19 protein-coding genes, 2 tRNA genes, 1 other RNA gene and 1 pseudogene (1 of these 23 only partly in view) are annotated in these 21,950 nt (G+C 37.4%); 17 read left to right on the plus strand and 6 right to left on the minus strand.

The annotated features are described in order from the left end of the window. Positions 1 to 98: 98 nt before the first annotated feature. Positions 99 to 1,469: a magnesium transporter gene (mgtE, locus tag JCM10596_RS19605; protein ID WP_025028575.1), complete on the minus strand. Its 1,371-nt coding sequence runs from the start codon at positions 1,467 to 1,469 to the stop codon at positions 99 to 101. Between the two features lie 114 nt (positions 1,470 to 1,583). Here mgtE and ssrS point away from each other — a divergent pair. The 5 genes from ssrS to JCM10596_RS19625 all read left to right on the plus strand — a co-directional run bounded on the left by ssrS (position 1,584) and on the right by JCM10596_RS19625 (position 5,550). Continuing rightward, a non-coding RNA gene (ssrS, locus tag JCM10596_RS28935) (6S RNA) lies at positions 1,584 to 1,768 on the plus strand. Positions 1,769 to 1,973: 205 nt separating this feature from the next. Beyond that, entirely contained in the window at positions 1,974 to 2,624 is a 651-nt protein-coding gene (locus tag JCM10596_RS19610) for an NfeD family protein (RefSeq protein WP_051541391.1), read from the plus strand. A gap of 135 nt (positions 2,625 to 2,759) precedes the next feature. Next, on the plus strand, positions 2,760 to 3,371 hold the full coding sequence (locus JCM10596_RS19615) for a superoxide dismutase (protein WP_025028577.1): 612 nt from the start codon (positions 2,760 to 2,762) through the stop codon (positions 3,369 to 3,371). 282 nt (positions 3,372 to 3,653) lie between these two features. Further along, positions 3,654 to 4,799, plus strand: coding sequence for an MFS transporter (locus JCM10596_RS19620; RefSeq protein ID WP_025028578.1), 1,146 nt, complete (start codon positions 3,654 to 3,656; stop codon positions 4,797 to 4,799). Positions 4,800 to 4,893: 94 nt separating this feature from the next. After that, on the plus strand, positions 4,894 to 5,550 hold the full coding sequence (locus JCM10596_RS19625) for a potassium channel family protein (RefSeq protein ID WP_025028579.1): 657 nt from the start codon (positions 4,894 to 4,896) through the stop codon (positions 5,548 to 5,550). Positions 5,551 to 5,611: 61 nt separating this feature from the next. Here the strand turns inward: JCM10596_RS19625 and JCM10596_RS19630 are convergent, their stop codons facing one another. Together JCM10596_RS19630 and JCM10596_RS19635 are read right to left on the minus strand one after the other, a co-directional pair. After that, positions 5,612 to 6,712: an MGDG synthase family glycosyltransferase gene (locus JCM10596_RS19630; protein ID WP_025028580.1), complete on the minus strand. Its 1,101-nt coding sequence runs from the start codon at positions 6,710 to 6,712 to the stop codon at positions 5,612 to 5,614. A 2-nt stretch (positions 6,713 to 6,714) separates the two neighbouring features. Beyond that, positions 6,715 to 7,245 (minus strand): phosphatase PAP2 family protein, encoded by a 531-nt coding sequence (locus JCM10596_RS19635; protein WP_025028581.1) that lies wholly within the window; start codon positions 7,243 to 7,245, stop codon positions 6,715 to 6,717. A 226-nt stretch (positions 7,246 to 7,471) separates the two neighbouring features. Between JCM10596_RS19635 and JCM10596_RS19640 the strand changes: the two genes are divergently transcribed. From JCM10596_RS19640 to phoU, 7 genes and pseudogenes are all read left to right on the plus strand, one after another. Further along, entirely contained in the window at positions 7,472 to 9,283 is a 1,812-nt protein-coding gene (locus JCM10596_RS19640) for a peptidoglycan D,D-transpeptidase FtsI family protein (RefSeq protein ID WP_025028582.1), read from the plus strand. Between the two features lie 17 nt (positions 9,284 to 9,300). Continuing rightward, the gene (locus JCM10596_RS19645; protein WP_025028583.1) at positions 9,301 to 9,606 is read left to right on the plus strand and encodes a DUF5665 domain-containing protein; all 306 of its coding nucleotides are present in this window, start codon (positions 9,301 to 9,303) and stop codon (positions 9,604 to 9,606) included. A gap of 234 nt (positions 9,607 to 9,840) precedes the next feature. After that, positions 9,841 to 10,845 carry a PstS family phosphate ABC transporter substrate-binding protein gene (locus tag JCM10596_RS19650; protein ID WP_025028584.1) on the plus strand — a complete coding sequence of 335 codons (1,005 nt, stop codon included), beginning with the start codon at positions 9,841 to 9,843 and terminating at the stop codon, positions 10,843 to 10,845. Between the two features lie 128 nt (positions 10,846 to 10,973). Beyond that, positions 10,974 to 11,924, plus strand: a complete 951-nt coding sequence (gene pstC, locus JCM10596_RS19655; protein WP_025028585.1) for a phosphate ABC transporter permease subunit PstC — start codon at positions 10,974 to 10,976, stop codon at positions 11,922 to 11,924. A 2-nt stretch (positions 11,925 to 11,926) separates the two neighbouring features. Next, positions 11,927 to 12,801 (plus strand): annotated as a pseudogene (gene pstA, locus JCM10596_RS26625) (phosphate ABC transporter permease PstA). Positions 12,802 to 12,818: 17 nt separating this feature from the next. Next, positions 12,819 to 13,637: a phosphate ABC transporter ATP-binding protein PstB gene (gene pstB, locus JCM10596_RS19665; protein ID WP_199900162.1), complete on the plus strand. Its 819-nt coding sequence runs from the start codon at positions 12,819 to 12,821 to the stop codon at positions 13,635 to 13,637. Positions 13,638 to 13,670: 33 nt separating this feature from the next. After that, positions 13,671 to 14,330 carry a phosphate signaling complex protein PhoU gene (gene phoU, locus JCM10596_RS19670; RefSeq protein WP_025028587.1) on the plus strand — a complete coding sequence of 220 codons (660 nt, stop codon included), beginning with the start codon at positions 13,671 to 13,673 and terminating at the stop codon, positions 14,328 to 14,330. Between the two features lie 42 nt (positions 14,331 to 14,372). On the opposite strand, the gene tatC is transcribed toward phoU, so the two are convergent. From tatC to JCM10596_RS19685, 3 genes are read right to left on the minus strand one after another with little or no spacing between them, the layout of a single operon-like run. Then, complete coding sequence (gene tatC, locus JCM10596_RS19675; RefSeq protein WP_025028588.1) at positions 14,373 to 15,086, minus strand: twin-arginine translocase subunit TatC; 714 nt, start codon at positions 15,084 to 15,086, stop codon at positions 14,373 to 14,375. A gap of 33 nt (positions 15,087 to 15,119) precedes the next feature. Further along, positions 15,120 to 15,299 carry a twin-arginine translocase TatA/TatE family subunit gene (tatA, locus tag JCM10596_RS19680; protein WP_025028589.1) on the minus strand — a complete coding sequence of 60 codons (180 nt, stop codon included), beginning with the start codon at positions 15,297 to 15,299 and terminating at the stop codon, positions 15,120 to 15,122. A 12-nt stretch (positions 15,300 to 15,311) separates the two neighbouring features. Next, positions 15,312 to 16,991, minus strand: a complete 1,680-nt coding sequence (locus JCM10596_RS19685; protein ID WP_034681816.1) for a PhoX family protein — start codon at positions 16,989 to 16,991, stop codon at positions 15,312 to 15,314. Positions 16,992 to 17,227: 236 nt separating this feature from the next. Here JCM10596_RS19685 and JCM10596_RS19690 point away from each other — a divergent pair, with 236 nt between their 5' ends. From JCM10596_RS19690 to JCM10596_RS19710, 5 genes are all read left to right on the plus strand, one after another. Next, complete coding sequence (locus JCM10596_RS19690) at positions 17,228 to 18,331, plus strand: extracellular solute-binding protein (RefSeq protein ID WP_025028591.1); 1,104 nt, start codon at positions 17,228 to 17,230, stop codon at positions 18,329 to 18,331. 85 nt (positions 18,332 to 18,416) lie between these two features. Further along, complete coding sequence (locus tag JCM10596_RS19695; RefSeq protein WP_025028592.1) at positions 18,417 to 20,099, plus strand: ABC transporter permease; 1,683 nt, start codon at positions 18,417 to 18,419, stop codon at positions 20,097 to 20,099. Positions 20,100 to 20,213: 114 nt separating this feature from the next. After that, positions 20,214 to 21,674: a spore germination protein gene (locus JCM10596_RS19700; protein ID WP_025028593.1), complete on the plus strand. Its 1,461-nt coding sequence runs from the start codon at positions 20,214 to 20,216 to the stop codon at positions 21,672 to 21,674. A 183-nt stretch (positions 21,675 to 21,857) separates the two neighbouring features. Beyond that, a tRNA-Asn gene (locus JCM10596_RS19705) sits at positions 21,858 to 21,932 on the plus strand. Positions 21,933 to 21,940: 8 nt separating this feature from the next. Further along, positions 21,941 to 21,950, plus strand: a tRNA-Ser gene (locus JCM10596_RS19710); it runs 82 nt beyond the window's last position.

Raw genomic sequence — 21,950 nt, forward strand, 5'->3', positions numbered from 1 at the left:
GAAAACGTGAATGTACTAAAAAAAATAAAAAAAGCACCACAATCTCAGGTTTACCTGAATGTGGTGCTTTTTTAGTTGGATAACAATGAAGGGAGTTTTTAAGAAGTAAAATAAGGGAGCAAGAAATACTCAGCTGTTTTAAAGTAAATCAGTAAAGAAATGATATCATTTATGGTTGTAATAAAAGGTCCTGAGGCTACTGCTGGATCCACCTTTAGTTTGAATAAAATAAGCGGAATAATGGTTCCGGCAAGTGTACCCACGATTAATGAAAGCATGAGAGAGAAGGCTATCACTAAACTTAAAGCAAAGATATCATGCCATAGATAAGATATCACACCGACTAGAGAGGAACAGACAATACCAATCAATAAACTAACACCAAATTCTCTGGCAATCAATTTGTAGACAATAGAACGATTCATTTCTTGATTAATAACGAGCCCTCTTATGACAACGGCTAACGATTGAGTCCCTGTATTCCCTGTCATTCCTGCAATAAGTGGCAAGAAAAAAGCTAAAATGACAACGGTATCCAAGGTTTCTTCAAACCGACTCATAATCAGTCCAGTTCCAAGACCAATGAATAAGAGCAGGATTAACCAAGGGAGGCGTCTTGCCGCAGCCGTGAAAATAGGTGTATTGAAGTCGATGGTCTTCCCGCCTGTGGCTGCAAAGCGCCCAATATCTTCGTTTGCCTCTTCAATTACAATATCCATGATATCGTCAATGGTGACAATCCCTAATAAGATATTTTGGTCATTAACGACTGGGATTGCGATAAAGTCATATTTCTGGATGATAGAAGCAACTTCTTCTTGGTCCATGTCAACAGGGACTGAAATAACTCGATTATACATAATGTTATCAATTTTTTCATTTGGTGAAGCCAAAATTAAGTCCCTATAGGATACAACCCCTACTAATTTCTTATGTTCATTTAGGACATAGAGATAATAAATGGTTTCGGCAAAATCAGCAAATGTGCGTAATTTATCAATCGCTTCTGTAACCGTATAATAATTTCGAATCCATACAAACCGATTCGTCATCCTACCTCCAGCTGTATCTGGGGGATATTGCATTAACGTCTGAACATGCTTAGACTCTTCTTCCCTCATAGAAGCAAGTAATTCTTCAATTTCATCAACCGTCATATTGGACAGCATATCGGCAACATCATCATTCTCCATGTAATTCATGACCTTGGAGGAACGTTCTATACCAATTTTTTGTAAAGTATCTAATTGCCAGTTGGCGTCTAATTCCTGTATTAAAGTAGCCATTTGTCTTAAAGAAAGAAAGCTTAAGAACTTGGCATGATGTTTCACAGGTAATTCCACATAAATCTCAGCAATATCGATAGGGTGAAGTTCATCAATCAGCTCATGAAATTCTTTGTAATGATTATCTTTGATATGCTTAATTACTAATAACAATAGTTCATCTTTACCTAAAGTTTGATACATAATATCACCAACTTATCTGACTAAATTCCTGACTGCAATAATTTCATGCTACCATTATTTTGAGATTGCTTCAAATAATACTTTAAGATACAATCTAATTGAACAGAAAACAAGGTGCTCCTGCATTGTACGTGAGCCTTCTTATGTTTCGAACCTTACTATTTTGAAGGGATCTTAATATTCTTTCCCCAACATCATGCCTCTGTATCATAGTGGACGATGGAAGGTTAAGTGAAAGAGCCCACCTGCGAGAGCGGGTTTCAGAAACATAAAGGAATTACGGCATTCGCGGGAAATGCCTTACTTACATACTATACCCTAGAATCGCCACTTATTGTACATCTACATAAGTGTTTTTTTTTTGAAACCTGAATGATCTACTAACGTATGAATAAGTATGGAAATGTTAATCCCGTTCTAACCATCAGGGAATAAAAATCACATCTGATGGAAGTCTACATTATGGGAAAGTATAAGTAAGATCAAAGAGGGAGATGATCAATAATGGATGCACTACAACAAATTATTTTTCTTCCAATCGGTGGCTTCTTGGTTATTTTTATTGGTACTTTGTTATTGTTTGGAGAGGTATTGGTGAAGGGGCGCTTTTTATTTGCGATCACTGGTCTACTAACCATCAGTGCTTATTTCACGGCTCATGTACAAGAGGGGCTAGCTTTTTGGATTGTTGGAATTTATTTAGTAGGTATATTATTAGTTGTATTAGATGGAAAGGTAATTGGTGACGGGACATTAGCGGGAATAGGGATTATATTAATGTTAATTGCCCTTGCTCTGCCTTCGCCGACCCTTTTGTACGGTTTACTGGTGATTACAGCCTTCGTCTTAGGAACGATTAGTTCTTCGCTTTTTCTCAAGCTTTTTCCTCGGCGTGATTTATGGTCTAAATTAGCTCTTCACGATGCCCTTACTAGTGAAGAGGGCTATAACTCTATGAACCAGGAGTATGCTGGATTAGTTGGTAAACAAGGAATTGCTGATACCGATTTTCGCCCTTCAGGAAGTATTCTTGTTGATGGAAAAATGTATAGTGCTATTTCGGAAGGTAAGTGGATTAAGAAAGGGACAAGAATTGTTGTTCAAAATGTAGATGGGACGAGAATTTTAATAAAGCCATTAGAAGGTACGGAATAACTGTTGTTTTAAATGAAGAATGAGAAAATTTAGTTTTCCTTGTCAAGACTAAGCATAGAAGTTGTAAAATAGTTCATCTTCGCTATAATAATAAATGAAGTAAGATATAGAATACATACCAAGGAGGAGTTAATCATGGCAAAACATGAATTACCAGCATTACCTTATGCACATAATGCTCTTGAGCCTCATATCGATGCGCAAACAATGGAAATTCACCATGGAAGACATCACGCTACGTATATTAATAATCTGAATGCTGCTTTAGAAGGGCATGAAGATCTTCAGAAAAAGAGTATAGAGGCCCTTATTGCGGATATGAACGCTGTTCCAGAAAGTATTCGTGGAGCTGTTCGTAATAATGGTGGTGGACATGCCAACCACACATTATTCTGGGAAGTTATGTCTCCGAATGGTGGTGGAGCGCCTAAGGGTTCTATCGCTGATGCGATCACTTCTACTTTCGAAAGCTTTGAAAATTTCAAAGAAGAATTTACTAAAGCAGGATTGACTCGTTTTGGAAGTGGTTGGGCTTGGTTAGTCGTTCATAATGGAAAGCTTGAAGTAACAAGCACACCAAATCAAGATAGCCCACTGATGGAGGGCAAAACTCCTATTTTAGGTGTTGATGTTTGGGAGCATGCCTATTATTTAAATTACCAAAATAAACGTCCTGACTATATTAACGCATTTTTTAATGTTGTTAATTGGGATGAAGTGAATAAGCGTTTTGAAGCAGCTAAATAATTGTAGATTGTACGTTTAAAATAGAAATAGCCCTACATGATTCTTAATGAATCGTGTAGGGCTATTTTTTTGACTGAATAAGAAAGTATAAATTTTTGTGAAATCGTTAACAAAAATTGAACAAGGATTTATTTGTCTGGAAAGGATATGCATAAATGTATCCGGAAAAAGCCAAAATAATTTTTGACTCTGGCAGGGGAAGGAGACTGAACATGGGCAAAGTAGGACAGTTTCGTAAATGGGCAAGACAAAAGTAAGTAAAGTAATTTAAATTACTTCTTATTGATAGGTGGACTTTATTCATTAAGTGTGGCTTTATCTAATACATTCGTCAACATCTATTTGTGGAAGCAGCAGAGCGATTATATGACCATTGCGATTTATAATCTTTCGATTGTTATTGCTCAGCCCATTGTTTTTATCATTGCAGGGAGATGGGCGAAACAAGTTGATCGAATCATTGTCCTTAGACTTGGAGTATTTTCTCTATCTATTTTTTATCTGGTTGTTTTATTGTTAGGCAAGTTAGCTGTCCAATATGTGATTATTTTAGGAGTTCTCTTGGGAATAGGTTTTGGTTTTTATTGGTTAGCCTTTAATGTCCTGACCTTTGAAATTACAGAGCCAGAAACAAGAGATCTATTTAACGGTTTTTTTGGGTTATTGGGATCATTTGCAGGAATGATTGGTCCATTTTTAGCGGGTTGGTTAATCACCAAGCTAGAAGGCATGAAAGGATATACCTTGATTTTTGGTATTTCATTAGGGTTATTTGTTGTCGCCATTATTCTTAGCTTCTTCTTAAAAAGAAGGTCTGCTGAGGGAAAATTTAAATTAATGAATGTTTTACGCTGGAGTGAAATCACAAGAAATTGGAAGAGGATATTACTGGCCAATTTTGCCCAAGGGCTTAGAGAAGGATCGTTTGCTTTTTTAATTTTTATTTGGATCTATATTGCGGCAGGAACCGAATTAGCACTAGGAACATTTAGCTTGGTGACTTCTGCTATCTCGTTTGTTGTCTATTATCTGGCAGGACGATTTATATCCCAAAAATATAGAATAAAATCAATCTTAGCTGGTGCTCTTCTATTAAGCTTATCTGTATGGATTATTGCTTTTCATTTAACTTTTACCAAATTAATGATTTATGGAGTGGTCATTTCTATTGCTTTTCCTATATTAATGGTTCCTTTTATATCAATGACCTATGATATTATCGGGAAAGCCAAGCATGCAGCAGAATGGCGCATTGAATATGTGGTGGGGCGAGAGCTGTTCCTGAATGCAGGGAGGATCATTAGTATTCTTTTGTTTATGGCACTCATCACCTTTTTTGAAGAAAAGAAGAGTCTGCCTTACTTTATTATTGCTTTAGGAAATGCTCAGTTACTGCTCTATTTTATCATTAGAAAGATTAAGCTTTAGTCTTTTGAATGGAGTCTTTTATACTATAGTTCTGATCATATTGCTTGTCTCAACAACCTCTCTTCGCTAAAATGGAAAAAGAGGAGGGGAACCGATGAAAAAGCAATTTGCTGTAATAGGATTGGGACGTTTTGGTGGGAGTATCTGTAAAACCCTAATTGAATTGGGCCATGAAGTCCTTGCAATAGATACGAGTGAACATAAAGTAAGTCAATTTGCGAATATTGTGACTCAAGCGGTTCAACTAGACTCTACGGATGAAATTGCTTTAAGAGAGATAGGAATTCGTAACTTTGATCATGTTATTGTAGCCATTGGTGACAATATTCAAGCAAGTATTCTGACCACCTTAATTTTAAAAGAGTTTGAACTTCCTTTTATTACTGTGAAAGCACAGAATGATTATCATGAAAAGGTCTTATCTAAAATAGGTGCAACCAAAGTTATTCATCCTGAACGAGATATGGGAGTTCGAATCGCCCATAACTTAATATCAGAGAATGTATTAGACTTTATTGAGTTGTCTCCTGACTATAGCCTAGTTGAAATTAAAGCAAGTGAAAAGATGGTTGGGAAATCACTGCTTCAACTTAACATCCGAGCTAAATATGGCTGCAACATTATGGCGATAAAGACAGGAGAAGAGCTAAATATTTCACCTAGAGCAGAGGATGTTATCGAGCCAAATGATATTCTCGTGGTTATAGGTGCGAATAAAGATATATCAAAATTTGAAGAGAATGAAGGGTAAAAAGTGAAGCAAGGGGAGTCAATGAATAGTTGCTCCCTTGATCATTGAATATAAAATGATGTTAGGAAAGTGAATGGATCAGTTCATCTACGACTCCATTTGCAGCAAAAAAAGGCTGAACATGAAACTGTGATGTGACCGCCTCTGGATGTAAAGAAAATTTATTTAGCACATGTTTAAGTTCAGTTGGATTCTGGATCAATACTCCTGCTCTTTCTTCCATCATAAAATGAAGATTTCTTTCCTCTTGTCCAGGAATAGGATTCACTACTAGCATGGGAAGACGTTTAATGATTGATTCCGCACATGTAACTCCACCAGGCTTCGTAAGGATTAAATCGGCTGCATCCATTAGTTCATGGATATGATCCACATATTCATAGAGCTGAACATTCACTTTATTTTTAGATATTTGTGTCTGTATGGATTGAAATAAGCTTTTGTTTTTTCCTGCCACAATCATGAATTGAATCTCTTTATGGTAGGGCAGAAGAGTATGTAGAAATTCATTAGAAATTCCCATTCCCAAGCTCCCGCCCATACATAAAATGGTTGGTTTATCAGCTAAACCTAGTTTGTGTCTCATTGTTTGTTTATTATTCTTGCTCCAAAAGTGAGGATGAAGAGGAATCCCCATCGGAAAAATCTGACTATGCTCGATCCCTCTTAATACAAGCTCATTTGTAAGCTTAGGTGAGGGAATAAAGTATCTATCTACTTGATCAGAGACCCAAGAACCGTGTATCGCAAAATCTGTAACAATGGTGTATAAAGGGATGTTGAGTCCCATACGTTTTAATCTTGAAATCACGGTGCTGGGAAATGGATGAGTACAGATAATCAATGAAGGCTGATAGGTATGGATGAAATGCATGATGCGTGTGTAGAGAACCCGATGTAAAAGAAACTCAATTTTAGGCATCACTGGTTTATCTAAGCTTTGTTGATACATGAGTCCCCAGAGGCGTGGAGAGTATTGGAGTGTTTTCAGATAGACTTGAGATAAGGCTCGACTGAGATGAGGTCTTAACCAATAACTTAACTCGATGACATCGACCTGCCAATCTGGTTTTGTCAGTTTAATTCCTTCTTTTACTGCCTCCGCTACTTTCGTATGACCAGCTCCAAATGCTTCAGATAGGATGATGATTTTGGGATCCATTGTTACATTCCCCCTATGATTACAATCACTATTGAGGTGAAAGACCCTAAGAAAGCCCCCATTAAACAATCAGTGGGATAATGCAATCCTAAATACATCCGTGATAAGCCCACAAGACATGCGAGTGGGAGGAGAAAAAAAGCCAAGAAAGGAACATGAAGGACATATAGGACACAAATAGAGAAAATAGCCGTTGTATGTCCAGAAGGAAAAGAATAATCTGTTAACGGGTTAGGGAGGGTATGTGCCTCAGGAAAACGAATATATGGCCTTAATCTAGGAATGATCCTCTTTATGAATTGGACAAGCAGATGGCTTAAGATAAGGGAGAGCAAGGCTTGATAGGTCCATAAGCGATAAGGATCGGGGGTACTAAAGATCAATAGAAGTAGTAAGGCAAGGCAGAAGGATGCTCCACCTAGATGAGTAATTCGTGGCATAACCAAATCTAAAAAGCTACATTTTAAATACTGATTGACATAGTGAAATAATTTACTATCATGGTCAGTGATCCAGCAAACGAATTTGGTCATAATGAACCTCCTTTTATCTATATAATTCAATAATAAAGGCAGATTATGAAGCTATTGTGATGATTAAGTTAATTTTTTCTTCTTTTTAATCATAGAAGCTTAATAATCTTTTAACATTGACACAGGCACACCGATAGGAAGCAAAAATCATTCGTGCTATAATAGGGTAAGTACGAATAAGTAACAAAAAATATAAATGATTTAAATCATAAAGGATGTTATGGATATGCCAAATAAAAAGAAATTAAATCACCTTTCATTAAGACTGAGTGTCCTTTTCTTAATTACCTTTCTTCTTTTTTCTGCCTTAGTTTTTCGTTTGGGCTATGTACAAATTGTGAAAGGGGAAGAATACCTTAATAAAACAGAATCTAATTCTGTCAAAAAAGTTTCTGTTGTAGCACCTAGAGGATGGATTATGGACAGAAACGGCGAAATCATGGTTTACAATGAGGTTGGGTTCTCCCTTGTTTTTACTTTAAATGCTGCCTTGAATCAAAACCGGGAAGAGATTGCTGAAAAGCTAGCTCCTCTTATTGATATGGAGCAGGAGGAGATTTTTAAAAAGCTGAAAGAAGGAGTTGCTTTCAGACCTCAGAGAATTAAACAAGAACTGAACAAGGATGAGATGGCTCGTGTTGCTGAGCATCTTCATGAACTTCCAGGAGTAGATATTATAGAAGATCCAATTCGGGAGTACAAATATGGCAGTGTATTTCGAAGCTTTCTAGGTACAGTCAAACCCATTTCGGCGGAGAATGTAGATTATTACTTATCTAAAGGATATCGAATGGATGAAATGGTTGGCACCAGTTATATTGAGCAGCAATATGAAGAAGAGCTAAGAGGCAGAGAAGGGGTTATTGAGGTCTATGTTGATAAAAAGCAAAAGCCCATTGGTGAACCTGTGCATACAATGGGACAAAGAGGAAATGATTTAGTTCTTTCAATCGACCTAACACTCCAAAAAGCTATAGAGGATATTATTGAAGATACCATTAAGAGGTATGATATCGTTAATGAAGCTTATTTTGTAGCGATGGATCCTAATACGGGAGAAATCTTAGGAATGTCCAATAGTATAAAAACGGTGGGGACAGGGGGCTTTTCCTATGCAGCAGGTTCTACAGTGAAAATGGCTACAGTACTAATGGGCTTACATGAGGGGATTGTTACTCCCCAAACGAGAATCAATGATCGCCCAATGCAAATCGGAAATTTAACCAAAAGATCTTGGAAGCCGCTGGGTTCTGTAAATGCCTATGAAGCTATTCAAAAATCTTCAAACATCTATATGTTTAATATTGGGCTAAAGATGGCAAATTATAATAACGGCAGATATTATCGCAAGGAAGCCTTTGATGAAGCCTTTTACTATTTTTCACAGTTTGGTTTAGGTGTCAAAACTGGAATTGACTTACCGAATGAATATGAAGGTTATAAAAGTAATGATACTCGTTTAGGATTATTAGCTGACTATATGATTGGACAATATCATAACTATACTCCTTTGCAATTAGCACAATATGTATCCACTATTGCTAATGGAGGATATCGTCTTCAACCCTATTTGGTTAAAGAAATTCGACGTGGGGCACCTAGCTCTAATGAATTGGGTCAGGTGATTATGCAGCGTGAACCTACGATCCTAAATCGCATTGATATGAGTGAAGAACATATTCGTGTAGTACAAAAAGGGATGGAAATGGTAACAGCATCAGGAGGAGGAACAGCAGCCGGTACATTTGGCAACTTTTCAGTCAAGGTAGCAGGGAAAACAGGAACGGCCCAAACGGTTAAGAATGGGAAACCAGGATTAAATAATACTGTTTTTGTCGGGTATGCACCAGCGGATAACCCTCAGATTGCCTTTGCTTGTATCGTTCCTGAATCGCAAAAATCTCAATCTCAGGGTCAACCTGCTCACGCACAGATCATCACGAAGAAAATCCTAGAAGTCTTCTTTGGATTAAACAAGCAATATGAAGTGAACGTACCTGATGATAGTCCTGATAATGAAGTTGATGATATAGAGTAATGGAATGAGGTGATCAGGTGAAAAGCACTCAAAAAGAAGAGCTAAATGAACAAGTAACCCTGCTCGAAAAACAAGTGAAAAATCTTGAAACGATCATTGTGCAGTCAAACTTAAGGGATATTGCTTATCATTTTACTGATAAAAAAGAAGTGATTAAGGTAAATTTGTTAGCAGGCTTATCTCGTGGCTTAGGATTTACTCTTGGAACAGCCATTTTCTTAGCTCTGTTGTTCACTTTGCTTAATCATGTGATTACCTTACCTATTATCGGCGAGCATATTGCTGAGTTATTAGATCTAATTGAACAATATCGTTCATTCTAAACTAACTATCTAAACTAACTAATAGAACAAAAAGCATCACAGAAGATAGAGGTCTTAAGACTTCTATCTTTTTTTGTTTGTGTTCATTCTTGACTCAAAAAATCAAACTCTGATGAAGAATTGCGGACTTTCTTTACAATTTCTTAATATTTCATTCATATAGGCTTAAAGTATAGCTTGTATGATAAGGATGTAAAGAAAAAAATGTAGACATTTGAGGAGGAAAAGAGAAATATGAAGAAGCACTTGAGAACATTGGGGGTTCTATTTATTGTAGGTTTACTTGCGATTGTGACTGTCGCTTGTGGAGGAGGAACAACATCTTCACAACCAGAAGAAAGTCAAGAGCAAACTCAAACGGAAAATCAAAATGTAGTGAAAGAAAATAATGAGAAATTATCTGGAGAGGTTCAAATAGATGGGTCTTCTACAGTTTATCCGATTCAAGAAGCTGTAGCAGAAGAATATCGTTCAGTTCAAGATGATGTTCGTGTCACTGTAGGAGTATCTGGAACAGGTGGAGGATTCAAACGTTTCACAGTTGGTGAAACAGATATCAGTAATGCTTCTAGACATATTAAAGATGAGGAAGCAGCTATTGCGAAAGAAAATGGAATTGAGTATGTAGAGTTACCGATTGCTTATGATGGATTATCTGTTGTGGTTAGTAAAGATAATGATTTTGTAAAGGATTTAACAGTGGAAGAACTAACAAAGATTTGGACAGGTGAAGTAACAAAGTGGAACCAAGTTCGTGCTGAGTATCCTGATGCTGAGATTAAGTTATTTGGACCTGGAACAGACTCTGGTACATTTGATTACTGGAATGAAGTGATTATCGGTAAAGAAAAAACAATCACTTCGAACTTTGTTGCATCTGAGGACGATAATGTATTAGTAAAAGGAATTTCAGAAGATAAGTATGCACTTGGATACTTCGGTTATGCTTACTACGCAGAAAACAAAGATAAGCTAAATCTTGTTGCGATTGCCAAGGAAGCTGGTGGAGAAGCTGTTCTTCCTACTGAAGAAACTATTAATGATGGATCTTATGCTCCACTTTCACGTCCTATCTTCATCTATGTTAATACTAAGTCTTTCTTAGAGAAGCCACAGGTTGCTGATTATTTATATTACTTACTTGAGCATGTAGGAGAGTTGGCTCTTGAAGTTGGATACATCAACTTACCTCAAGTTACTTATGATGAGAATAAAGCGCTGTTAGATGCATTGAAATAGAATAAGTTAATTTAGCCTGGTTGGAATCGAATGCTAAAAAAGTGTGGTGTAATAAACATCACACTTTTCATGCATGTATAATGAGCCCATGCTAGGATTCAGCCGTTTTGTGAAAGGGGAAACGAGTTATGGAACCTAAAAAATTTACACCATACCCTTCCGTTCGTGAAGAAATTAAGCAAAAAAAAGGGTTGTCAATGAAAGTAAGCAAATTCAATGAATTTCTTATACCGAAACTATTGTTCATTTGCGCGACGCTTTCTATTTTAGTTACCTTTGGAATTATCTATACTCTTCTTAAAGAAACGATTCATTTTTTTGGTCAAGTATCCTTTATCGAATTTATTACCAACCCCAATTGGACTCCACTATTTGAACCTCAAAACTTTGGGATTCTTCCCCTTGTAGCAGGTTCAGTGCTCATAGCAACCATAGCAAGCTTGGTTGCCATGCCGATTGGCTTAGCAAGTGCTATTTATCTAAGTGAATATGCACCAGATCGTGTTCGTCGGATCATTAAACCTATCTTAGAAGTATTAGCAGGAGTCCCGACGATTGTTTATGGTTTCTTTGCTTTGTCCTTTGTCACTCCAATCATACGCTATTTCCTTCCAGAAGTCGGAATATTTAATGCTTTGAGTGCTGGAATTGTTGTAGGTATTATGATTATTCCTATGATCGCTTCCCTCAGTGAAGATGCCATGACTTCTGTTCCGCGAGCCATAAAAGAGGGAGCTTACGCCTTAGGCTCAACAAGATTAGAAGTGGCTATTAAGATTGTGGTACCAGCAGCCTTGTCTGGAATTATTGCTTCATTTGTTTTAGCTATTTCAAGAGCCATTGGTGAAACCATGATCGTTACAATTGCGGCTGGCGCTATGCCGAATTTAACATTTGATCCGTTGCAGCCTGTTCAGACATTAACTGCTTATATTGTACAAGTTAGTTTAGGGGATACACCTTTTGGAAGTACAGCTTATTATACGATCTACGCAGTAGGTATGACCTTGTTTGTCATTACATTTGCGATGAACATTATTGCTAACTGGATTGCGAAACGTTTTAAGGAGGAGTACTAATCATGAAGCTATCCATGGAGAAGGTTAAGGAAAATCTGCATCGCCGTAGTTGGTACAATCGGCTTTCATATGGGTTTTTTCTATGTAGTACTCTTATTGGAATTATGGTATTAGCTGCCTTGGTAATCGATATCTTTATGAACGGTATTGGCTGGCTTAACTGGGATTTTTTTAACAACTATCCCTCTCGTAAACCTGAAAACTCTGGGATCAAGTCTGCCTTCTGGGGAACGATTTGGATGGTGGGGCTGACTGCACCGATTGCTTTTACTCTTGGAGTTGGGACAGCATCTACCTAGAAGAGTATGCGAAAAAGAATTGGTTCACTCGCTTTATTCAAATTAATATCAGTAATTTAGCAGGAGTACCTTCTATTGTATTTGGAATCTTAGGATTAACCTTATTTGTTCGTTACTTGGATTTAGGTCGAAGCATTTTAGCAGGCTCATTAACCATGGCGTTATTAATTCTTCCTATTATTGTCGTTGCTGCTCAAGAAGCGATTCGAGCAGTACCAAATGAACTGCGCTATGGATCTTTTGCCATAGGGGGGACTAAGTGGCAAACCATTCGCCGTATTGTCTTACCTGCAGCTATGCCCGGTATCTTAACGGGAAATATCCTAGCCTTGTCTAGAGCAATAGGGGAAACAGCTCCTCTGATCATGATTGGAGCGTTAACTTTTGTTGCCTTTACTCCAGAAGGACCACTAGATAAATTTACGGTTATGCCCATTCAGATCTTTAACTGGATTTCAAGACCGCAAGAGGAGTTTCAATATGTAGCAGCAGCTGGAATCATTGTATTATTAGGAATGCTCCTTCTAATGAACTCCTTGGCTATTTACTTTAGAAATAAATTTCAGAAAAAATATTAATTGAGGAGGAAAAAGCGATGGCAACGATGATAAATGAGTTACAAAAACAAAGCAAAAAGCTTTCAAATGTGGCAGCGCAGATTCAAAATGTATTTGAAGTCAATCGTTTAAAGCTATGGTACGGGCAGGATTTGGCTTTAAAAGACATTAATTTAACTATTGGTGAAAATCAAGTAACGGCGATTATTGGCCCATCAGGATGTGGAAAATCTACTTTTATCAAAACACTAAATCGAATGGTTGAAATGGTTCCAAGTGTTCGAGTTGAAGGAGAATTGCTCTACAGAGGGAAAAATATTATTGATCCTTCGTATAATGTTGTTGAGCTACGTACAGATGTAGGAATGGTTTTTCAAAAACCGAATCCTTTTCCTAAAACGATTTTTGAAAATGTCGCCTATGGTCCCAGAATTCATGGAATCAACAATAAGGGACATCTAAATGATATTGTGGAAAAAAGCTTACGTGGAGCAGCGTTGTGGGATGAAGTTAAGGATCGTTTAGATGAAAACGCCTATGGTTTATCTGGAGGTCAACAACAACGTCTATGTATTGCCCGTTGTTTAGCTATTGAGCCTGACGTTATTTTGATGGATGAGCCTACTTCTGCACTTGATCCCATCTCTACATTGAAGGTGGAGGAGCTTGTTCAAGAATTAAAAGAGCATTACAGTATTGTCATCGTTACACATAACATGCAACAAGCAGCACGCATATCAGATAAAACGGCTTTTTTCTTAAATGGGGAAGTCATTGAATATGATGATACGGATGTCATTTTTTCAAATCCTAGAGATCAAAAAACAGAAGATTATATTACAGGAAGATTCGGGTAAATCAATCTATATGGCTTGGGGAGTGGATAAGTGATGGGAATTCGTAAAAATTTTGATAACGAATTAAACGTATTAAAAGAAAAGCTGTTAGAAATGGGAGCATTAACAGAATCAGCATTGAAGGATGCTGTGGTTGCTTTAAAAACCCAAGATATTTCCTTGGCAGAGAAGGTGATCGAAGGGGATAGATGGATCAATCAAAAGGAAACGGAGATTGAAGAACTTGTCGTTAAAATCATTGCTTCACAGCAGCCTGTCGCTAGTGATCTTCGAAAAGTAATGTCGGCTCTAAAGATTACAACTAGTGTAGAACGTATTGGAGATTTTGCTGTTGATATAGCGAAGGCAACAAAACGAATTGGTCGAGAAGAATTGATCAAGCCATTACAGGATATTCCCAGAATGGCTGAATTGACTCAACATATGATTCATGAAGGACTTAAGGCATACATTGAAGAGGATGCTGAATTAGCACAAGAAGTTGCAGCCATGGATGATGACGTTGATTATATGTACGCAAGTATTGTCAAAGAATTATTACAAAAGATGATTGATCATCCGGGGAAACTAGAGCAGGTTATGTTATTATCGTTTGTTGCTCGATATATTGAGCGTATCGCTGATCACACCACTAATATTGCCGAAGCGATTCTTTATAGTGTAAAAGGAAAAAGAGTGGACTTAAATCAATAAACACGTTTTGGTTGTACAAAAGAAAAAAGCAAATCAACGAATCTACGTTGATTTGCTTTTTCTTTTGTATACGATTCGAGATAATGTAACACTTAACTCGAATAATAGTAACAATGGAATGATCACAAGAATATCTGAAATAAAATCAGGTGGAGTGATCAGTACAGAAAGCACAATGAGCAAGAAATAAGCTATTTTTCTATACTTTACGAGCTTATATGGATCAATAACTCCCAGAGTGGTTAGAAACATCGTGATAAGCGGGATTTCAAATAATAAACCAAATGGTACAGTCAAGTTAAACATAAAACTAAAATACTTTTCAGCTGTGAACATCGTTTCAAAATGTTCAGCAGAAAGAGCTGTCAAAAAAGTTAAAACGACAGGAAAAACAAGAAAATAACCAAATGAGATTCCAAGCAAGAATAAAATAAATAGCGCGGGAATGTACGCAAGTGTGACTTTTCTTTCCTGAACAGTCAGAGCTGGCTGTACAAACTTCCAGATTTGATAAGCCGAGATGGGAATGGTAAAAGTGAGAGCAATGACACCTGCGATCATAAAATAAATCCACAATATATCGCTGGGACCTAAAATCGTCAACTTCCCTTCCCATTCTCTAGATAACCATTGATATATGTCCTGAACAAAAACAAATGAAAAAATCAAAATAAAAAGAAAAGCACACAGGGTAGTAATGATTCTTTTTCTTAATTCTGATAGGTGTTCGATTAATTCAACCTCTTGGTCCACCATATTGCTCGATCTCCTTTGATTTCAATACGCGCCTTACTTTTTCTCTTCAGAAGAATTCTCATTCGAAACAAGATCTTTGGTTGCTTGTTTGAATTCTTTTAGCGTATGACCAAACGCTCGACCAATCTCAGGTAATTTGGAAGGTCCAAAAATAATAAGGGCAATAACAAGAATTAAAATTAATCCGGGGATTCCGATATTAGAAAATGGCATATTCTTTTCCTCCTAAAATGTAAATCCTGTAATAGCAACGACGGCTGGACGTGGGATGGAATCACCTTTACGATGTGGCCAAGTGCTCGTAAGACTTTTTAAATCCTTTGAACCTTCTCCTGGATGTTGCACTGCTAAGAAGAGGGTTCTTTCGTCTGGAGTAAACCATGGGCCTGTTAGCTCAGAATCAACGGGACCTGAAGCAAATTGTAGAGCTTCACCCGCATTTGCTCCTATAGTAGGGATGACGAACAATCCATTATTCCCAAAGGGGACAAAAGGTCCTTTTTCAAGATTCCTTCCAGTAGACATGTCAGTTACAGTCCACAGATTTCCCTGACTATCAAAAGAAAGGTTGTCAGGAGCGCTGAAGCCATTATTACGACCGCCTGCAACGAATATCTCAAAATCAAACTCCATTGCTCCTAAGTCGCTATTTTTTTCGAAGTAGCGGGTAATATGCCCATGAATGTTTCCATGTACGTCATTGTTTGTATGGGCGACAAAAAATGTTTTATCAAAAGGACTGATTTCGATGTCCTCTGGCCGATCAGTAGGGGTTCCTCCCAAGATCATCGCTGCTTCATGCACATTGACAAGTACATCAGCTTGAGTTTGGTACATAGCTAAAAGTTGTTCTTTCGTATACCTTACATTAAGCGGAACTCTAAAGGACTCATTCTTGAGAGCCTTTTGAACAGCTTCAATCGTTAAAGCAACCCATTCTCCTTTTTTCATATTGGCTACATAAAGAGTTCCTTCTTCAAGAAGCTTTGAATTACCAATGCCTTTGGCAGCATCATATTTTCCTTTAGATATGTATTTGTATACACCAGCATCTCGCTTATCATCTCCCATATAAACGACCACTCGACCGTCATCAGAAAGACCCATTGCCGTGTTTTCATGGTTAAACCTACCTAGAGCTGTATGTTTGCGTGGAACAAATTTTTTGTCTGTATGATCAAAGGGGTCTACTTCAATTACCCAGCCATAATGAGTCGTGTCTAGTCCAGCGATTTTGGCTGTATTCTCAAAATTTTCTTCACAGGAGAGAACGGTATTCCACAGCGTCATTCCACCAGAACAGTTCGCAAATGTCCCCTGAGCTTTTGTTGCATTATTGACAGATTTAGTTCCTCTAGCAGGTCCTACGATTTCAAAATCAGTTAAACCAGTATGACGTCGATTGTATTTTGATTTTGTGTCCATTTTCCATATTCCATCTTTATCACGATAAACCTCAATAATCGATCCACCTTGAACATATAACATCTTCTTAATCTGTTCAGCAGAATATTTTCCGTTAATCGGGCTACCTGTAACAAATAGGTCACTAGAGTATTCATGATTCACCCAAAGTAATCCACGTTCATTTGATCCATTTAAAGGGAAGTATAATGTGAAGTCAGCATTGAATCCAAATGTGTCTCCTTGTGGATTAATAACATCACCGAAAGCCGCAACTACATCGTACTTATATCCTTTAGGTAGTATTAAATCATCTTTTTTTGTAGGTTGTATAGGATCAAAGTATCCTGCAACCTTATTGGTTTTAAAGCCAAATAAGTGATCAGCTGTTCTGGCTTCAACTGGTGGTGCAAATGCTCCTAATCCTGCTGAAGCAGCGGCTAAAGCAGTAGCCCCTGTTCCCAAATAGGTGATAAACTTTCGGCGATTCAGTTTCTCCATTTCAAACACTCCTATTCTCATGATTTCACGTTTATGGCATGTCCACGTTCACTTTCTATTCTACATTGCAAGTATTAAGTCAGTTTAAATACCATGTAAAAATTGTAAAGATTATAAAAATGAAAACTGAGTTTCAAAAAATAATTGACACTGATTCTCAGTTGCAATATAATATACAACAGTGAGAATGAATTTCACTATCGCTAATGTAATTTTAAAAAGGGGAGAAACAAAAAATGAAAAAAACGTTCAAATCATTACTTCTTATGTTAGTCATTCTTTGCCTTGCGATTGCGGCAGTAGGATGTGGACAAGGTAATACTAACACAGAAGAACAACCAGAAAAACCAGAAGAAAATCAAGAAGCTAATGTAGGAGAAACTGAACAATTAAGTGGAGAACTAGTTGTTTACTCTGCAAGAAATGAGAAATTTGTTCAACCTCTACTAGATAAATTTCAAGAAGAAACAGGGATTACTGTGAAAGCATTACACGGTGATGATGTATCTGTAAATAGAATTAAAGAAGAGGGAAATAATGTTCAAGCAGACGTATTTATTTCTAATGATATCGGCGCAATGGAGCATTTAAGATTAGAAGGATTCCTACAAGGATTTGATGCGCAAGGTATTGATACGATTGATGCGAACTACCGTGCTGAAGACAACTCTTGGATCGGCTTATCAGCTCGCTCTCGTGGATTTATCTACAACAAAGATTTAATCTCTGAGGAAGAAATGCCAAAAACGATGGAAGAATTGGCTGACTCAAAATGGAAAGGTCAATTCATGATTGCACGTGGTGGGAATGGCTCAGTCGTTGCTCATGTATCTGCATTAAGAAATGAGTGGGGCGATGACAAAACAGTTGAATGGTTAAGTAAGGTAAAAGAAAATACGGGTGCGATTACAAGTGGACATGGAGATATCCGCAAAGCAGTAGGTGCTGGCGAATTTAAGTTTGGTGTAGTAAATAATTATTACTATCATCAACAATTAAATGAACCAAGTGACAACAATGTTGGATTTATCTATCCAGATCAAGAAGAAGGTCAAATGGGCGTATTCGTTAACGCAGCAGGAGTTGCATTAATTAAGGGTGCTCCAAACGAAGGAAATGCAAAATACTTTATCGAATGGTTACTAAAATCTGAAAATCAGAAAGAATTTTCTTTTGAATCTAAAGAAGTTCCTCTAAATCCAGATGTTCAGACAACAGAAGAAGCAGCTAGAATTTCTGACTATAAGGTTATGAGTATGCCTTTAAGAGATCTTGGTGAGGTTTGGGCTGATACGAAAGCAATTATTGAGAGATCTGGATTTGATTTAGAAGTGAAATAACAATAAATCATGGACTGTTTTTTAAATGTCAGCTAAAATGGAAGATGATCAATCAATTCTTGAAACAGCTAACAGGAGAAGCAAAATGAATCAAAGCAATCATCAACCAACACAATTAAATCAAAGTCAAGAAAAGGTTCGAAATGGAAAATTTCGAACCTTCTTCCATGTTGTACGAAAAAAGTGGCTAGCACATTGGAATGGAAACCCTCCTGGATCAATCCTTTTAGGACTAGGAATTTTAACAGCTTTTATCTTAGCCATTCCTATTTTGTATGTGGTATGGAGATCGTTATTTGCTGGTGTAGACCGTTGGATGACCGTTTTGGACAACAGAGTTCCCATGTTATTGTGGAATACATTAAGCTTAACGCTAGGAGTAACCTTCTTAGCTGTATTCATTGGAGTTTCTTTAGCATGGATTGTCAGCCGAACAGATTTACCAGGAAGAAGTACTTGGCAATGGCTTCTTGCGTTACCTTTAGTTATCCCGCCGTATGTTGGAGCGATGACCTATATTATTATTTTTGGACCACGAGGCTGGGTTCGCACGGAGTGGAATCAAGTTGATTGGCTAGTTGATCATTTTGGTCTGTATTCTTTCAATATTTATTCCTTTTGGGGAGTATTATTTGTTCTCACCATGTTTACCTACCCTTATGCATTTCTTATTGCAAGTGCTGCATTAAAGAAAATGAATCGAAACTTTGAGGATGTCGCCCGTTCTCAGGGGTTAACAACCTCTGAAATTTTTTGGAAGGTGAATATTCCTTTTTTAAGACCCGCAATTGGAGCAGGTGCAATACTCATTTCTTTATATGTACTATCTGATTTTGGTGCAATAGCGATGCTACGTTACACGACATTTACAGCAGCCATTTATTATCAAATGGGAAGCTATGATAATATTTCAGCAGCTGTGTTAAGTCTCGTCCTAATCGTGTTGACTCTGATTATTTTGTGGATTGAAGCCAGAACGAGAAAGAAACAGAAGTTTTATCAGAATACAAACACCTATAAGCAACCTGATCTGCTTCCTTTAGGTCGATGGAAAGCAGCGGCTGTTTTGTTTGTCGGAGCGGTTTTTGTTCTTTCTATATTATTACCTATTGTTGTACTGTTGTATTGGTCTAGTATTGGTTTGGCTGAAGGAGCACTGAATCAGAGGTTTTGGAAATATACGTGGAATAGTATTAAGGTTTCAGGTCTGGCTTCATTATTATGCATGCTTTTGGCGTTACCTATTATTTACTTGAAATCAAGGTATCCGTCAGTGATTACTAGGTCAATAGATAAACTGACTTACTCCGGGTATGCTCTTCCTGGTGTGATCGTTGCATTAGGGATCATTTTTGTTTTCAATCAGTATATCCCGTGGTTATATAACACATTTTTCTTAATCACGATCGCTTATGTGATACGTTTTTTACCACAAGCAATGCAGTCTGGAGAAGCTTCATTAAGTCTTATTTCTCCTCGCGTTGATGAAGCGGCTAGAAGCTTAGGGTATCCTCCATGGAAGGTCCTTTTTACCGTTACCTTACCTTTAGTATTACCTGGTATATTAGCTGGTGGAGCTCTCGTCTTTGTAAGTTCTATAAAAGAATTGCCTGCTACTTTATTATTGAGATATCCAGGCTTTGATACACTGGCAGTTAGAATTTGGGTTGAAGCAAGTGAATCGATTTATTACTTAGCTGCTCCTCCTGCCTTATTAATTATCTTGGTTTCTATTTTTCCTTTGAAATGGATGCTGAAAAAGTATTGAGTTAATCATAATCTACAAATCCCTCAAATTATGAAGAGGGATTTTTTTTGTAGAATGAAAACAATGCTTCATCAGCATACTATGTAAAAAAGGGATTGGAAAAGGGGGGTAGGTATGGAAGAAGAAAAAAAAGTTCAGCTTACCGAAGACTTTGGAGAAAATATTGATTATTTGCAGAAGCAATTAAGGGTCGAGGAAAGCTTTGATGTTATTCACCATAAGTTAGAGTATGCTGAGAGAAAGTTCGGTTTATTTTTTATAGATGGTTTTGCCAAAGACGATATGCTTCTTCAAATTATGAGGGATCTAGGGTTAATGAAGAAGCAGGACTTGGATAAAAATCCAATTGAAAAGCTTGTTAGAACCGTGATTCCATATATAGAAGTGGAAACAAGCGAAGATTTAGAGGAAATTATAAGTCAGGTGTTGGCTGGTCAAGCTGCTTTTATTATTGAAGGCTGTACGTCAGCAATCCTTTTAGATGTTCGTTCATATCCAGCTAGATCACCTGAGGAACCTGATATGGAAAGAGTAGTTCGGGGTCCACGGGATGGGTTTGTAGAAACCATCATTTTTAATACCGCACTTATTAGAAGAAGAGTTCGTGATCGTTCTTTGCGAATGGAATATTTGCAAGTAGGGCGTAGGTCGAAAACAGATATTGTTCTTGCCTTTATAGATAGTATTGCTGACCCAGAACTTGTTGAGCGTATACGAAAAAAAATCGAAGGTATTACTGTGGATGGTCTACCAATGGCTGAGAAAACACTTGAAGAATTTATGTTCGGCAGACATATTAATCCCTATCCTATGGTGAGATATACGGAAAGACCCGATACAGCAGCTGTTCATTTATTAGAGGGGCATATTCTGGTAATTGTAGATGGTTCTCCAAGTGTGATGATTTGCCCCACAACATTCTGGCATCATCTGCAGCATGCAGAAGAATATCGTCAAAAGCCATTAATCGGTGCCTTTTTACGTTGGGTTAGGTTTATTGCAATTGCAGCCTCCTTGTTTTTGTTACCCTTCTGGTATTTAGTTTCAACAAATACCTATTTGCTAGCGGATAGATGGAAGTTTATCGGTCCAGAAGAGATCGGACATCTCTCTCTTATATGGCAATTTCTTATAGCAGAAGTAGGGATCGAGATATTGCGAATGGCAGCGATTCATACACCTAATGCCCTAGCCACAGCTCTAGGCTTAGTGGCAGCTATTCTTGTTGGACAAGTTGCAATAGATGTAGGTATATTCAGTCCTGAAGTTATTCTTTATTTAGCTGTGGCAGCTATAGGCACATTTGCTACTCCAAGCTATGAATTAAGCTTAGCGAATCGATTATTTAGGATCCTGTTTTTACTTGGAGCAGCTGCTTTAGGAACCTGGGGACTGGTTCTTACCGTTTTATTCTGGTTTATTCTCTTAGCTTCGACTAAGTCATTAAATACTCCTTATTTGTGGCCCTTAATTCCTTTTCATCCGAAAGCCATGTGGGATGTGTTGGTTCGTTCTCCGATTCCATTGAAGGATAAGCGTCCTGAAATTTTGCACCCTTTAGACAGAACTAGATAATGTAAGCCACAAGAGCTCAAAAGCTTATATTTCTAGAAGCTGGACCTCCCAAGGTCACAGCTTTTTTTCTTTAGTAAAAAATATTGTACAAAAAAAATAGATAAAGGATACAATTTCCTATTGAAACTTCGAAAAATACATGTTATATTTATACCTGTCGCTTCGATTTGAAGCAAAAAACATTCCACAGTAGCTCAGTGGTAGAGCAATCGGCTGTTAACCGATCGGTCGTAGGTTCGAGTCCTACCTGTGGAGCCAAGTTGATTGGAGAAATAC

Origin of the sequence: Caldalkalibacillus mannanilyticus JCM 10596, assembly GCF_000615945.1 — a bacterium.
Taxonomy (GTDB): Bacteria; Bacillota; Bacilli; order Caldalkalibacillales; family JCM-10596; genus Bacillus_AT; species Bacillus_AT mannanilyticus.